Consider the following 13,823-nt stretch of genomic DNA (forward strand, 5'->3'; position numbering starts at 1 on the left):
TTCTTGTGCTTCCGTTTCGGTCGGGATCTAGATCTGTTCGTCGGGCTTCGGTTTACGCAGCAGATAGGTGCCGTGCAGCGGCGCGTGGTAATCAACGGAGACCAGCGTGAAACCGGTCTCGGTCAGCATGCGCTCCATCACCCAGCCGAAGGTCGAGTATTCGTCGCGCATATGGGTGATCACGCTTTCGCGCTCGAAGCCGTGATTCTTGATCGAGAAGTCGGCCCATCCTTCGACATCGCGATCGACACCGTCGGGCATGCCGACGAACACCATGTCGCGCAGGTAGAAGTTCGCGCCGGGCTTCAACGCGTTGAAGATTCGCGACAGCGCCACCGCCTTCCAGAAGTCCGGCAGATGGTGCAGCGTGAACTCGCTGACGATGAGGTCGTAGGAATTCGGTTGGTAGGCGAACGACAGCAGGCCGGCCGGCTGGGTCCGGATCTTCGCCTTGCGGTCGCGCGCATAGATTTCGGCAAGCCCGATCATCGCCGGCGAGATGTCGATGGCGTCGACCTCGGCGCCCATCAACGCCGCCTCGGTGGCCAGCACGCCGTTGCCGCAGCCGATATCGGCGATCCGCCAGCCCGGCTTGACGCCGAGCATGGTCAGCGCCTGGCGGGCACGGACATCGCTGTCCTCGCTGACGTCATAGATCGAGGCCACCGCGGTATCGAGACCGACCTGCCGCCGTTGCGTATAGTACCAGTCGCGCGCCAACATGACTCACATCCCTTCCGGTCCGCGCGTGATCGCGGCCACCCCGGTTCGTGACACTTCGACCAGGCCCAGCGGACGCATCAGGTCGATGAACTGACTGATCTTGGACGAATTGCCCGTGATCTCGAACACGAAGCTCTCGGTCGTGGCGTCGATCACCCGGGCGCGGAACGCGTCCGCCAGCCGCAGCGCCTCGACGCGGTGATCGCCACCGCCCCGCACCTTGACCATCGCAAGCTCGCGCTCGATCGAGCTGCCGGTCAGCGTCATGTCGACGACGCGGTAGACCGGGATCATGCGGTCGAGCTGATGCTTGATCTGCTGGATCACCATCGGCGTGCCGGTGGTGACGATCGTGATCCGCGAGAGATGTTTCTGGCTCTCCGTCTCCGAGACGGTGAGACTCTCGATGTTGTAGCCGCGGCCGGAGAACAGGCCGATCACGCGCGCGAGCACGCCGGGCTCGTTCTGCACGAGCACGGACAAAGTATGCGTCTCGTTGGGATCGTGACGCTCTTCGAGGAAATAGGCGGATGCGGGCTGGTTCATGGTCGTCCCCTTACATTCTGTTCACGCCACCGCCCGCTCGGCGGCCGGCGCAGCATCCGTTCCGATCCAGGTCCGGAACAGATCGAAATCGATATTGCCGCCGCTCAGGATCAGGCCGACCCGCTTGCCGGCGAGCCTGCTCTTTTCCTGCAGCGCGGCCGCGAGCGCCGCAGCGCCCGCGCCCTCGGCGAGATTGTGGGTGTCGGTCCAGTAGGCGCGGATCGCCTGCCCGACCTCGTCGTCGCTGACCTGCACGATGCGGGAGGCACCCTTGCGGATCAGCGCGAACGCATCCGGAATCCGCGTCGCCATGCCGTCGGCAAGGGTGTTGCTGGACTCGGTGGTGACGATCTTTCCGGCCGCAAACGACAGCGCATAGGACGGCGCCTCGGTCGACTGCACGCCGACGATCTCGGTCTTCAGCCCAAGCAGGTCGCGCGCCATGATGCAGCCGCAGATGCCGGAGCCCTGCCCGATCGGCACATAGAGAATGTCGAGATCGGGCGCGGTACGGAACAGTTCGAGCGCGTAGGTCGCGACACCCAGCACGAGGTCCGGGTGGAACGACGGCACCATGTGCAGGCCGGCGAATTGGGCGCGGCGCTCGGCCTCTTCCCGCGCGGCCTGGAAGTCGTCGCCGTGCTCGACAAGCTCGGCCCCGAACGCGTGCATGGCGCGGTTCTTCTCGACCGAGTTGCCGCGCGGCACGTAGATCGTCGCCGACACGCCCTGACGTCCTGCCGCGAACGCCAGGCTCTGGCCATGATTGCCGCGCGTCGCCGAGATGATGCCGGGAACGTCGGGCCGCTCGCGCTTCAGCCGTTCGAGATAGACCAGGCCGCCGCGCACCTTGAAGGCGCCGGTCGGCGTGTGGTTCTCATGCTTGACCACGACCTCGGTGCCGAGCCGCTCGGCCAGCAGCGGCCAGGCGTGCGCCGGCGTCGCCGGCACTGCGGTGCCGACGATCCGGTGTGCACGCTCGAGCTCGTTGAGGTCAAACATGGGAGCCGCCCTCCATCCGAGCGCGCGATAAGTTCCCTCGCCCCGCTCTTTGCGGGGAGAGGGTTGGGGTGAGGGGCTGTTTCCAGAGTAATGGTGAGAGACGGACTCGCGGAGACTCCCCCTCACCCGGATTGCGCTTGCGCGCAATCTGACCTCTCCCCGCAAGCGGGGCGAGGTGAAAAGAGAGTGCTCCACGTCGATCCATCATCACACCAGCGCCTTGCCACCGGAGAAGGCCTTCGCGGTGGCCTCATCGGTCGCCTCTTCCGGCAGCAGCATCTCGTTATGCGCCTTGCCGGACGGGATCATCGGGAAGCAATTCTCCAGCGCGGCGACGCGGCAATCGAACAGCACCGGGCGCTTGATCGAGATCATCTCCTTGATCGCGCCGTCGAGATCGGACGGCTTGGTCGCCTGCAGCCCGACGCAGCCATAGGCGTCGGCGAGCTTGACGAAGTCCGGCAGCGCCTCGGAGTAGGAATGCGACAGGCGGTTGCCGTGCAGCAGCTGCTGCCATTGCCGCACCATGCCCATGTACTGGTTGTTCAGGATGAATATCTTGATCGGCAGCTCGAACTGGACCGCCGTCGACATCTCCTGGATCGTCATCTGCACCGAGGCGTCGCCGGCGATGTCGATCACCAGGCTGTCCGGATGCGCCACCTGCACGCCGACCGCGGCCGGCAGGCCGTAGCCCATGGTGCCGAGACCGCCCGAGGTCATCCAGCGGTGCGGCTCCTCGAAGCCGAAGAACTGCGCGGCCCACATCTGGTGCTGACCGACCTCGGTCGTGATGTAGGTGTCCTTGCCGCGGGTCAGCTCGAACAGGCGCTGGATCGCGTATTGCGGCAGGATGATATCGTTGTTCTTGCGGTAGGACAGCGAGTTGCGCGCGCGCCATTGCGCGATCTGCTGCCACCACGACTTGATGTCCGGCTTCTTGGCTTCTGCCTTGAACACCTGCAGCAAATCGCCGAGCACGTTGCCGGCGTCGCCGATGATCGGCACGTCGACGCGGATGTTCTTGTTGATCGAGGACGGATCGATGTCGATGTGGATCTTCTTCGAACCCGGCGAGAAGGCGTCGGTACGGCCGGTGATGCGGTCGTCGAAGCGCGCGCCGACGCACAGCATGACGTCGCAATCATGCATCGTCATGTTGGCTTCGTAGGTGCCGTGCATGCCCAGCATGCCGAGCCAGTTCGGGCCCGAAGCGGGATAGGCGCCCAGCCCCATCAGGGTCGAGGTGATCGGGAAGCCGGTCGCCTCCACCAGCTGGCGCAGCAGTTTCGAGGCCTCGGGGCCCGAATTGATCACGCCGCCGCCGGAATAGATCACGGGACGTTTGGCATTGGCGAGCAGCGCCACCGCCTTGCGGATCTGGGTCGCGTCGCCCTTGACGCGCGGCGTGTAGGAGATGTGCACGTCCGACTTGCGCGGCGGATGATAGGTGCCGGTCGCGAACTGCACGTCCTTCGGCACGTCGACCACGACCGGGCCGGGCCGGCCGGTAGTGGCGACATAGAAGGCCTCGTGCAGCACCCTGGCGAGGTCGTTGACGTCGCGGACCAGCCAATTGTGCTTGGTGGCGGGCCGCGTGATGCCGACCGTGTCGCACTCCTGGAAGGCGTCGTTGCCGATCAGGTGGGTCGGCACCTGGCCGGTGATGCAGACCAGCGGGATCGAATCCATCAGCGCGTCGGTCAGCGGCGTCACCATGTTGGTGGCGCCGGGGCCCGACGTCACCAGCACCACGCCGGGCTTGCCGGTCGAGCGGGCATAGCCTTCGGCGGCATGGCCGGCGCCCTGCTCGTGACGGACCAGGATGTGCTCGACCTCGCTCTGCTGGAAGATCTCGTCGTAGATCGGAAGCACCGCACCGCCGGGATAGCCGAAGACATGCTGCACGCCGTGATCGATGAGCGCGCGCACGATCATCGCGGCGCCGGTCATCTGATTGGGATCGTGGCTCTTGTCGGTCATGGTTCGCTCCGGATGCGCTTGTTTTTGCGCGGCTTTTGTCAGTTCTCGTCAGTTCGGCTTCGGGCAATAAAAAGGGGCCCCAGAGGCCCCATGCACACCGCCCGAATTTGGATGGCCGCTAGCCATCCCCGGCGGTGTGCCTGGGTACGACGGCGATAAGCAGTTTGGTAATAATGTTGCGCACGAGACGACCCAGTCTTCCCAAAGGTTGCGCGAACATAGCGGCCAAAGCCTGAATGTCAAGGCAAGGCAAGCACTTTCGCGATTTCCGTACTCTACCGGGGTTCCGCTCGTTCGGCGAGTGTTTTTGCGCGGGCGAACGCGCATGGCTGACGGGCGTGCGGGACCGCCGGCCCGGTAGCCCGTATGGGAGCGCAGCGCAATCTGGGATAGCCTCCGCGCGGAGGGGCCGGTCCCCGGATTGCGCTGCGCTCCATCCGGGCTACGGGACTTGCTCTCGCAGCCATTTGCCCGCCGTATCCGGCTCGACCCATTCGAATTCCGGGAGCTGATGGCGAAACCAGGTGAACTGGCGCTTCGCATAATGGCGGGTGTCGGCCCGGCCGATCTCGGCGGCCTCCTCGCGGCTGATCTCTCCCCTCAGGTGCCGGATCAGCGCCGGCACCCCATGGGCCTTCATCGCCGGCAGCAACGGATCGAGCCCACGCGCCGCCAGCGCCGCGACCTCGTCGAGCGCGCCGGCATCGAGCATGACACCGAACCGGGCGTCGATCCGTGCATAGAGCCTCTCGCGCTCCGGCGCGAGAAACAGCGCATGAAAATCGCCCGGCGGCAGCAGTGGCGGCAGGCCCTCGCGATGCCAGTCCGGCAGCGGGCGGCCGGTGGCCTCGACCACCTCGAGCGCGCGCGCGATGCGGGTGCGGTCGCGCGGCTTCAGCCGCTCGGCCGACACCGGATCGCGCGCTGCAAGCTCGGCATGCAGCGCCTCGACGCCGTGCTGCTCGAGCCGTGCGCGCACGCCGTCGCGCACATCAGCCGGGATCGGCGGCACCGCCGACAAGCCGCGCGTCAGCGCCTTGAAATAGAGGCCCGAGCCGCCGATGAAGATCGGCAGCCGTCCCTGCTCACGCGCCTCGCCGAGCACCTTCGCCGCATCGGCCACCCAGGCGCCAGCGGAGAAATTCACGCCGGCGTCGACATGGCCATAGAGCCGGTGCGGAACCAGCGCCTCTTCGCCTGCAGTCGGCCGCGCGGTGATGATCCGGAGGTCACGATAGACCTGCATGGAGTCGGTGTTGATCACGACCCCGCCGGTCCGCTGCGCGAGTTCGAGCGCCAGCGCCGACTTGCCGCTGGCGGTCGGCCCTGCGATAAGCACTGCCTTGTTCAACAATCCCGAATGCGCCTGCATGTCCCTCGTTGCCACGCTGATCTGCAATCCTGCAAGCCCCGCGCTCGACTCCACCATCGTCGACGGTGCGCGGGCCGTGCTGCCCTCACCCGGCCCGGCGCAGTGGCTGTTCAACGAAGTCGCCGCCGACATTCCGTTCGAGAGCGAGGACAGCAGCAGGGACGGTATCAAGGCGATCGAGGAACGCGTTCGCCAGGCCCGCGGCGACCTGCCGATCGACATCGTCGTGCAGCCTCGGATCGCCCGGCGCAAGAAGCTTTTTCTGGCCGACATGGATTCCACCATGATCGGCCAGGAGTGCATCGACGAGCTCGCTGACTTCGCCGGGCTCAAGGCCCATGTCGCTGCGATCACCGAGCGTGCCATGCGCGGCGAGATCGAGTTCGAGTCCGCGCTGCGCGAGAGGGTGGCGCTGCTCAAGGGACTGCCGGTCAGCGTGGTCGACGAGGTGCTCGACAAGCGCATCACGCTGACGCCGGGCGGCCGCGAACTGGTCATGACCATGCGCGCGCACGGTGCCTATACCTGCCTGATCTCGGGCGGCTTCACCTTGTTCACCAAGGTGGTCGCGGCGAAGGTCGGCTTTCAGGAAAACCGCGCCAACCAGTTGCAGGTCGTGGACGGCAAGCTGACCGGTGAGGTGGTCGAGCCGATCCTCGGCCGCGCCACCAAGCTCGCCACCTTGATCGAGCTCACCGAGTCCTTCGATCTCGACGAGATCGACACCCTTGTGGTGGGCGACGGCGCCAACGATCTCGGCATGATCCAGGCTGCGGGCCTCGGCGTAGCCTATCACGCCAAGCCGGCGGTCGCGGCCGCGGCCGCGGTCCGGATCGACCACGGCGATCTCACCGCGCTGCTGTACGCGCAGGGCTACCGGCGGGATGAGTTCGTGGCGGGGTAGCAAACCGTCATTCCGGGTTCGGTCCTGCGGACCGCCCCGGAATGACGTATGTGAATGTTACTGCACGCCGAGCGCGACGAAGCGCAGTTCGCCGTCGCCGTTCGAGACCAGCAACAGCACCGACTTCTTGCCGTCCTTCTTGAGTTGATCGACGCGCTTCTTGATGTCAGCGGCGCTCGACACCGCCTCCTGCGCCACCTCGACGATGACATCGCCCGCCGACAGCCGCTTCTCGGCGGCATCGGAATTGCCGTCGACGCCGGTGACGACGACGCCCTTCACGCTGTCCTTGATCTTGTACTTGGTGCGCAGGTCCTTGCTCAGCGCCGCGAGGTCGAGACCGAGCGCCTTCTGGGTCACCGGCTTCTCGGCGGTGTCGTCCTTCGACTTGGCGTTGACCTGTTGAACCTTCTCGTTGTCCTCGAGCCGGCCGAGCGTGACCTTGCGGGTCTCCTCATTGCCCTTGCGGATGACGACGACGTCGACTTCCTTGCCGACCGCCGTATCGGCAACGATGCGCGACAGATCCTTGGGGTCCTTGACGTTCTTGCCATCGAACTTGACGACGACGTCACCGGGCTCGATGCCGGCCGGCTTGGCCGGCCCCTTGTCGTCGACGCCGGCAACCAGCGCGCCGCGCGCCGGCTTGATGTTGAGGCTGTCGGCGATCTCGTCGGTAACCTGCTGGATGCGCACGCCGAGCCAGCCGCGGCGCAGCTCGCCGAATTTCTGCAGCTGGTCGACGACGCCGGCCACGGTCTTCGACGGCACGGCGAAGCCGAGGCCGATCGAACCGCCGGTCGGCGAGATGATCAGCGTGTTGACGCCGATCACCTCACCATCGAGGTTGAACAGCGGACCGCCGGAATTGCCGCGGTTGATGGCGGCGTCGGTCTGGATGTAGCTGTCATACGGGCCCTGGCTGATGTCACGGTTCTTGGCCGAGACGATGCCCGCGGTCACCGTGCCGCCGAGGCTGAACGGGTTGCCGATCGCGACCACCCAGTCGCCGAGCCGGATCTTGTCGCTGTCGCCGAACTTGACCGCGGTGAGCGGCTTCGGCGGCCTGAATTTCAGGACCGCGAGGTCGGTCTTCTTGTCGACGCCGACCAGCTCGGCCTTGATCTTGGTGCCGTCGTTGAGGATGACGTTGATCTCGTCGGCGTCGGCGATGACGTGGTTGTTGGTGACGACGATGCCCGCGGTGTCGACGATGAAGCCCGAGCCGAGCGAGTTGGTCTTGCGCGGCTGGAACTCACCGCTCTTGTCGCCGCCCTTGCCAGGCGGCCCGCGGCGGTTCTTGAAGAAGTCGTCGAAGAACTCCTCGAACGGCGAGCCCGGCGGCAGCTGCGGCATCGTCCGGTCCTTGGCCTCGACGGTCTGCGACGTCGAGATGTTGACGACGGCGTCGATTACCTTCTCGGCGATGTCGGCGATGCCTTCAGGACCGCGTGCGAACGCCGGCACGGAGCTCAGCATGCTCGCAGCACCGATCGAGATCGCGGCTCCCATCATGCGGAAGCGACGGCTCAGGGCTGGTCTGGCAGCGGTCATGTCGGAGTTTCTCCAGGCAAACGGGTTCAAATGAGCTAGTTACAGAGTGCGCCCGAACAGGCATACGGCGCAAGCATCTCACCCGGGCATTTCGGCGAAAAACCGGCTGCGAGAGGCTCACGATATGTTCAGTCTTGCCTGTCATTCCGGGGCAGCCCGACAAGGCTGAACCCCCGGGGGCACAATTGCGCACCTTTGGGAATCTCGAGGTTCCCCGATGCGCAATCGCGCATTGGCGGTCATGCTTCGCATGCTCCGGAGCGGCGACTATCTTCGCACCACCCAGATCAGGACAAGCCCGGCGACCGCCGAGCCGATACCGACGATGCGCAGGATGTTGTCGGGTGTCGCCAGCGCGCTCTTCATCGCCCGGCGCATCCAGGCGGGGCTTGCCGCGAACAGAATGCCTTCGAGCACGAACAGGATTCCCAACCCGATGAGGAAGTCGCCGAACGCTATGGACTTCATCGGATGGCAGCCTCCCGCTCGATGCTTGTTGTTTTTGGTCGGCGGCGAAGCGTCATCCGCATCGCCGCCAAGTCCTGATGTTCAAGTCGTGACGTTACTGCTTCGGCGCGGCGGCCGCCTCAGGCAACTTGCCGCCTGCACCGCCGAAGTATCTGAAGAATTCCGAGTCCGGCCGCAACAGGAAACGCGTGTCGCTGGAACGCAGGCCGTTCTCATAGGCCGTCATCGAGCGATAGAACGCGAAGAAGTCCTTGTCCTTGCCATAGGCTTCGGCGAACAGGCGGTTGCGCTCGGCGTCACCCGCACCGCGGGTCTGGTCCGCGGCCGAGTTCGCCTCGGCGACGATCACGGTCGCTTCGCGGTCGGCCTTCGAGCGGATTTCCTGCGCCTTCTGGTCGCCCTGGGCACGGAACTCGGCCGCCTCGCGCTCACGTTCGGTCTTCATCCGGTTGTAGACGGCCTGGCTGTTCTGCTCCGGCAGGTCGGCACGACGGATGCGGACGTCGACAACCTCGATGCCGTATCCGTCCGCTTCCCTATCGAGCTGCTCGCGGATCCGCTGCATCAGCTTCTCGCGATCGTCACGCACCACGGTGATGAAGTTGACCTCGCCGAGCACGCGGCGCAGCGCTGCGTTCAGCAGCGTGGTCAGCTGCAGATTGGCGGCCTGGATCGAGCCGACGCTGGTGTAGTAGCGCAATGCATTCTTGATGCGATAGCGCGCGAAGGCGTCCACCACGAGCCGCTTCTGGTCGGAGGCGATCACCTCCTGCGACGGGTTTTCCAGATCGAGGATGCGCTTGTCGACGTTGATCACCGAATTCCACGGCGCCTTGAAGTGCAGGCCGGGCTCGGTGACGATGTCGACCGGCTCGCCGAACCGCAGGACGATGGTCTGCTCGGTCTGCTGCACGGCGAACACCGAGCTGTAGCCGACGGCGAGCACAATGAAGAGGATGATCAGGGACACAATGCCGGTGACGGGAGACCTCATCGGGTGGCTCCCTGCTGCTGGCCGGTCGTGGCCGGTGCCGCCGGACGCCGCGGCGTCAGTTCGCCGAGCGGAAGGTAGGGCACGATGTTCTGGCCCGGGCCGCCGTCGTAAACCAGCTTCTCGGAGCCGCCGAGCACTTTTTCCATGGTCTCCAGATAGATGCGCTCGCGCGTCACGTCGGGTGCCTTCTTGTACTCTTCATAGACTTTCAGGAAGCGTGCGCTCTGGCCCTTGGCGTCGGCGACCGCCTGCTCCTTGTAGCCTTCGGCGGCTTGGAGGATCTGCGCGGAACGACCGCGCGCTTCCGGTACGATCCGGTTGGCGTAGGTCTGTGCCTCGTTCTGCTTGCGCTCGAGGTCGGCGCGCGCCGCCTGCACGTCGCGGAATGCGTCGATCACCTGCGCCGGCGGATCGACCTTCTGCATCTGCACCTGCGTGATCTGGATGCCCGCGTTGTAGGTATCGAGCGTCCTCTGCATCAGCTCCTGGACGCTCTGCTCGGTGACGTTGCGCGCCCCGGTCAGGATCGGCTGGATCTGCGAGCGGCCGATCACCTCACGCATCGCGCTTTCGGCAACCGCCTTCACGGTGCCTTCGGGATTCTGGATGTTGAACAGATAGGCGCCGGCTCCACCCGGCTTGATGCGCCACAGCACCGTGAAGTCGACGTCGACGATGTTCTCGTCGCCGGTCAGCATCAGGCTCTCTTCCGGCACGTCGCGCATGGTGCGGCCGCGGCGAGCGGGATCGTCGATCAGCGTCATGCCGATCGAGATCGTGTTGACGCGCAGCGCTTTCGGCAGCAGCACTGTCTCAATCGGATATGGCAGGTGGTAGCGCAGGCCCGGCTGCGCATCGCGGACATACTTGCCGAAGCGCAGCACGACGCCGAGCTCTTCGGACTGCACGCGGAAGATGCCGGTCGCGAACCAGATCGCCAGCGCGGCGACCAGCACCAGCGCGACGCCCATGCCGCTGAAATGTCCGCCGGGCAGCCACTGCTGCAGGCGGTCCTGGCCGCGCCGCAGCAGATCCTCAAGATCCGGCGGCCTTGGCCCGGCTGACTGCGGACCGGTGCCCCATGGCCCTTTCGGACCCGAGCCCCAGGGCCCCCCGCCTTGATTTTTCCACGGCATCAAACATCTCCTCGGCAAGTCCGGACGGGACGCCCGGCCTCGAATGTCCGGCCCGGTTATAGGGGACCGCTAGGGCCCTTACAACGCAAGCTTCCTGGCCGGACGAGCTATGCGCCGGGGCATAATTGTCAATGCAAACATTGGTTAACCCGGGCCGCGCCGACGATATGTCACATAGGAGAAGTCGGCACTGTCGTCCGGGCCTGCCGGATTTCGCACGCGCGCCACCTCGTCCCACAGCTGCGCATCGATTTTGTCGAACCGCGTGTCGCCGTCCGGCCGGGCATGGACCTCGGTGATCTCAAGGCGATCGGCGGTGCCCATCCATTGCGCGTAGATTTCCGCGCCACCGATGATTGCAATCTCAGTGGCGAAACGCCGCAGCGCGTCGCCAAGCGCAATGGCGCGGGCGTTGTCAAACGACGTCGTGACGATGGCGCCGCGCGCGCGGTAGTTGGGATCGCGCGTTACCACGATGTTGGTGCGGCCCGGCAGCGGCCTGCGCAGGGACTCAAAGGTCTTGCGCCCCATCACGACGGGCTTGTTCAACGTAATCGCCTTGAAACGCTGCTGGTCGGATTTCAGCCGCCACGGAATGGCGTTGTCGCTCCCGATCACGCCGTTCTCGGCGACCGCTACGACGAGCACGATCTCCATCAGAGCGTCCCTTCCGCGAGCGTCGACAGCGCCTCGCCGGAGACGCGGCAAATCGTCCATTCGTCCATCATCTCGGCGCCGAGCGACTTGTAGAATGCAATCGACGGCGCGTTCCAGTCGAGCACCGCCCATTGCAGGCGCGACCAGCCATTGGCGAGGCATTGCTTCGCCAGATGCACGAGCAGCGCCTTGCCGATGCCCTTGCCGCGCAGCGCCGGACGCACGAAGAGGTCTTCGAGATAGATGCCGTGACGGCCGGCGAAGGTCGAGAAGTTGACGAACCAGACCGCGAAGCCGGCAGGCTCGCCGTTCCATTCCGCGATGTCGCAATAGAGCCGTGGGTTGGCGCCGAACAGCGCCTCGGCGATATCGGCCTCGCTGGCGTGAACCTCATGCAGAAGCTTTTCGTATTCGGCGAGTTCGCGGACCAGCGAGAACACCAGTCCGGCCTCATCGGGCCGCGCGCGGCGGATCGTCAGCGACATTCAATCCCTCGGACCGCAACTCATACCGCCACCTCGGCCTTGATGTGCGGATGCGGGTCGTAACCTTCGAGTTTGAAGTCCTCGTAGCGGAACGCGAAGATATCCTTCACGTCCGGATTGATCGCCATCGTCGGCAACGGCCGCGTCGGCCGCGTCAACTGCAGGCGCGCCTGCTCGAGATGGTTGGAGTAGAGGTGCGCGTCGCCGAGCGAGTGCACGAAATCGCCGGGCTTCAGCCCGGTCACCTGCGCGACCATCATGGTGAGCAGCGCATAGGAGGCGATATTGAAAGGTACGCCGAGGAAGACGTCGCCCGAGCGCTGATAGAGCTGACAGGACAATTTGCCGTTCGCGACATAGAACTGGAACAGGCAATGGCACGGCGGCAGCGCCATCTTGTCGACCTCGGCCGGATTCCAGGCGCTGACGATCAGCCGTCGCGAATCCGGATTGCGCTTGATCATCTCGACCACGCCAGCGATCTGGTCGATGCTACGGCCATCCGGCGCGGGCCACGACCGCCATTGCGAGCCGTACACCGGACCGAGGTCGCCGTTGGCGTCGGCCCATTCGTCCCAGATCGTGACGCCGTTGTCGTTGAGATATTTGATGTTGGTGTCGCCGGCGAGGAACCAGAGCAGCTCGTGCACGATCGCCTTCAGCGGCAGCCGCTTGGTGGTCAGCATCGGGAAGCCGGCCGCGAGGTTGAAACGCATCTGATGACCGAAGATCGACAGCGTCCCGGTGCCGGTGCGGTCGTGCTTCTCGGCACCGTCGGCGAGGATGCGTTCGAGCAGGTCGTGATACTGGTTCATGGCGTCTGTTTCGGGCTTTCGAGAGAACGACCAATGTAGCGGCCAAGGCCGCCGGTCGGCACGCTGATTCGGCTGAACGTACCGATTATACCCTGAAAAGTGAGCACTCCGCGCCAAACGACAAGGGGCGGAACTCGTGTCCCGCCCCTGCCCTATCTGCCTGATTGTACTGGATTAAGTTGCCGGCTTGAGCACCGGCGTCCACTTCGCGATCTCGTTCTTGACGAGCGTCGCGAGCGCCTCCGGCGTACGGTTGGCGGGCGCCGGGATCACGCTGCCGAGGTCGAGCAGGCGCTTGCGGACGTTCTCATCGTCAAGCGCCTTGATGGCCGCGGCATTCAACGTGGCGATGATGGCGGGCGAAGTTCCCTTCGGCGCGAAAATCGCATTCCAGGCCTGGGCCTGGAACGCCGGCAAGCCGGCTTCCGTCGTGGTCGGCACATTGGGCAGCGACGGGTTGCGCTCGGGGGTGGCGACCGCATAGGCCTTGATGGTGCCGGCGTTGATCTGCGGCACCGCGTTGACGATCTGGTCGCACATGTAATCGACCTGGCCGGCGACCAGCGCATTCATGGCCGGGCCGGTGCCGTTGAAGGGCACGCCGACCGGTTTGACGCCGAGGATCGAGTTCAGGAGCTCGCAGGAGGCGTGCGAGACCGAGCCGATGCCGGCATGCGCGGCGTTGACCTTCTCGGCATTGGCCTTCACGTAGGCGACGAATTCCTTGAGATCCTTCGGCGGGAAGTCCTTGCGGGCAAGGATCAGGATCGGCGTGCCGGCGAGCAGCGCGACGGGCTCGAAATCCTTTTCCGGGTGATAGGCAAGCTTCGGATAGAGCGGCACGGAGGCGGCGTGCGTGCCCATATGCCCTGTAATCAACGTATAGCCGTCATTGGCGGCGCGTGCGGCGCGCGTCGTCGCGGTGGTGCCGCCGGCGCCGACCACGTTCTCGATCACGATGCTTTGTCCCAGCGTCTGCGCCATGTGCGCGGTCACGATGCGCGAGATGACATCGGTCGGGCCGCCGGCTGCGAACGGCACGATCATGGTGATGGTGCGGGTCGGATAGTTTTGCGCGGACGCCGGCACGGTGAAAGCGCCGAGCGCTACAAATGCCGAAAGGCATGCGCCCGCAAGCGAGCGAATGGACATCATCTCAATTCCTCCCGGAACGTTTGACCAAT

At 65.2% G+C, this 13,823-nt stretch carries 14 protein-coding genes; 1 reads left to right on the forward strand and 13 read right to left on the reverse strand.

Annotated features, from left to right (window positions below; translation table 11 throughout):
• Positions 1–27: 27 nt before the first annotated feature.
• From ACVMDN_RS25430 to miaA, 5 genes are all read right to left on the reverse strand, one after another.
• The gene (locus tag ACVMDN_RS25430; RefSeq protein ID WP_028332477.1) at positions 28–723 is read right to left on the reverse strand and encodes a class I SAM-dependent methyltransferase; all 696 of its coding nucleotides are present in this window, start codon (positions 721–723) and stop codon (positions 28–30) included.
• A gap of 3 nt (positions 724–726) precedes the next feature.
• Complete coding sequence (gene ilvN / locus ACVMDN_RS25435) at positions 727–1,269, reverse strand: acetolactate synthase small subunit (protein WP_016841057.1); 543 nt, start codon at positions 1,267–1,269, stop codon at positions 727–729.
• Positions 1,270–1,290: 21 nt separating this feature from the next.
• Positions 1,291–2,271 carry a threonine dehydratase gene (locus tag ACVMDN_RS25440; RefSeq protein ID WP_456834845.1) on the reverse strand — a complete coding sequence of 327 codons (981 nt, stop codon included), beginning with the start codon at positions 2,269–2,271 and terminating at the stop codon, positions 1,291–1,293.
• A gap of 207 nt (positions 2,272–2,478) precedes the next feature.
• Entirely contained in the window at positions 2,479–4,254 is a 1,776-nt protein-coding gene (locus ACVMDN_RS25445) for an acetolactate synthase 3 large subunit (RefSeq protein WP_016841059.1), read from the reverse strand.
• A 442-nt stretch (positions 4,255–4,696) separates the two neighbouring features.
• A complete protein-coding gene (miaA, locus tag ACVMDN_RS25450) occupies positions 4,697–5,626 on the reverse strand; it encodes a tRNA (adenosine(37)-N6)-dimethylallyltransferase MiaA (RefSeq protein ID WP_076824264.1) in 930 nt (309 codons plus the stop codon).
• On the opposite strand from miaA, the gene serB reads away from it, so the two are divergent.
• Positions 5,625–6,530, forward strand: coding sequence for a phosphoserine phosphatase SerB (gene serB / locus ACVMDN_RS25455; protein ID WP_076824262.1), 906 nt, complete (start codon positions 5,625–5,627; stop codon positions 6,528–6,530). The genes miaA and serB overlap by 2 nt on opposite strands.
• A gap of 57 nt (positions 6,531–6,587) precedes the next feature.
• Here the strand turns inward: serB and ACVMDN_RS25460 are convergent, their stop codons facing one another.
• From ACVMDN_RS25460 to ACVMDN_RS25495, 8 genes are all read right to left on the reverse strand, one after another.
• Positions 6,588–8,084, reverse strand: coding sequence for a Do family serine endopeptidase (locus ACVMDN_RS25460; protein WP_456834844.1), 1,497 nt, complete (start codon positions 8,082–8,084; stop codon positions 6,588–6,590).
• A gap of 267 nt (positions 8,085–8,351) precedes the next feature.
• Complete coding sequence (locus ACVMDN_RS25465) at positions 8,352–8,552, reverse strand: DUF2065 domain-containing protein (RefSeq protein WP_028332483.1); 201 nt, start codon at positions 8,550–8,552, stop codon at positions 8,352–8,354.
• 94 nt (positions 8,553–8,646) lie between these two features.
• Positions 8,647–9,546 (reverse strand): protease modulator HflC, encoded by a 900-nt coding sequence (gene hflC / locus ACVMDN_RS25470; protein WP_076824258.1) that lies wholly within the window; start codon positions 9,544–9,546, stop codon positions 8,647–8,649.
• Positions 9,543–10,682 (reverse strand): FtsH protease activity modulator HflK, encoded by a 1,140-nt coding sequence (gene hflK / locus ACVMDN_RS25475; RefSeq protein ID WP_028342342.1) that lies wholly within the window; start codon positions 10,680–10,682, stop codon positions 9,543–9,545. Before hflK ends, hflC begins: the two co-directional genes overlap by 4 nt.
• 144 nt (positions 10,683–10,826) lie before the next feature.
• Positions 10,827–11,339: a dihydrofolate reductase gene (locus tag ACVMDN_RS25480; RefSeq protein WP_076824257.1), complete on the reverse strand. Its 513-nt coding sequence runs from the start codon at positions 11,337–11,339 to the stop codon at positions 10,827–10,829.
• Positions 11,339–11,824, reverse strand: a complete 486-nt coding sequence (locus tag ACVMDN_RS25485; protein ID WP_076824256.1) for a GNAT family N-acetyltransferase — start codon at positions 11,822–11,824, stop codon at positions 11,339–11,341. Before ACVMDN_RS25485 ends, ACVMDN_RS25480 begins: the two co-directional genes overlap by 1 nt.
• 20 nt (positions 11,825–11,844) lie before the next feature.
• The gene (locus ACVMDN_RS25490) at positions 11,845–12,639 is read right to left on the reverse strand and encodes a thymidylate synthase (RefSeq protein ID WP_028332488.1); all 795 of its coding nucleotides are present in this window, start codon (positions 12,637–12,639) and stop codon (positions 11,845–11,847) included.
• A 174-nt stretch (positions 12,640–12,813) separates the two neighbouring features.
• The gene (locus ACVMDN_RS25495) at positions 12,814–13,794 is read right to left on the reverse strand and encodes a tripartite tricarboxylate transporter substrate binding protein BugD (RefSeq protein ID WP_076824255.1); all 981 of its coding nucleotides are present in this window, start codon (positions 13,792–13,794) and stop codon (positions 12,814–12,816) included.
• Between the last annotated feature and the right edge of the window lie 29 nt (positions 13,795–13,823).

This window comes from Bradyrhizobium sp. USDA 4510 (assembly GCF_054059095.1).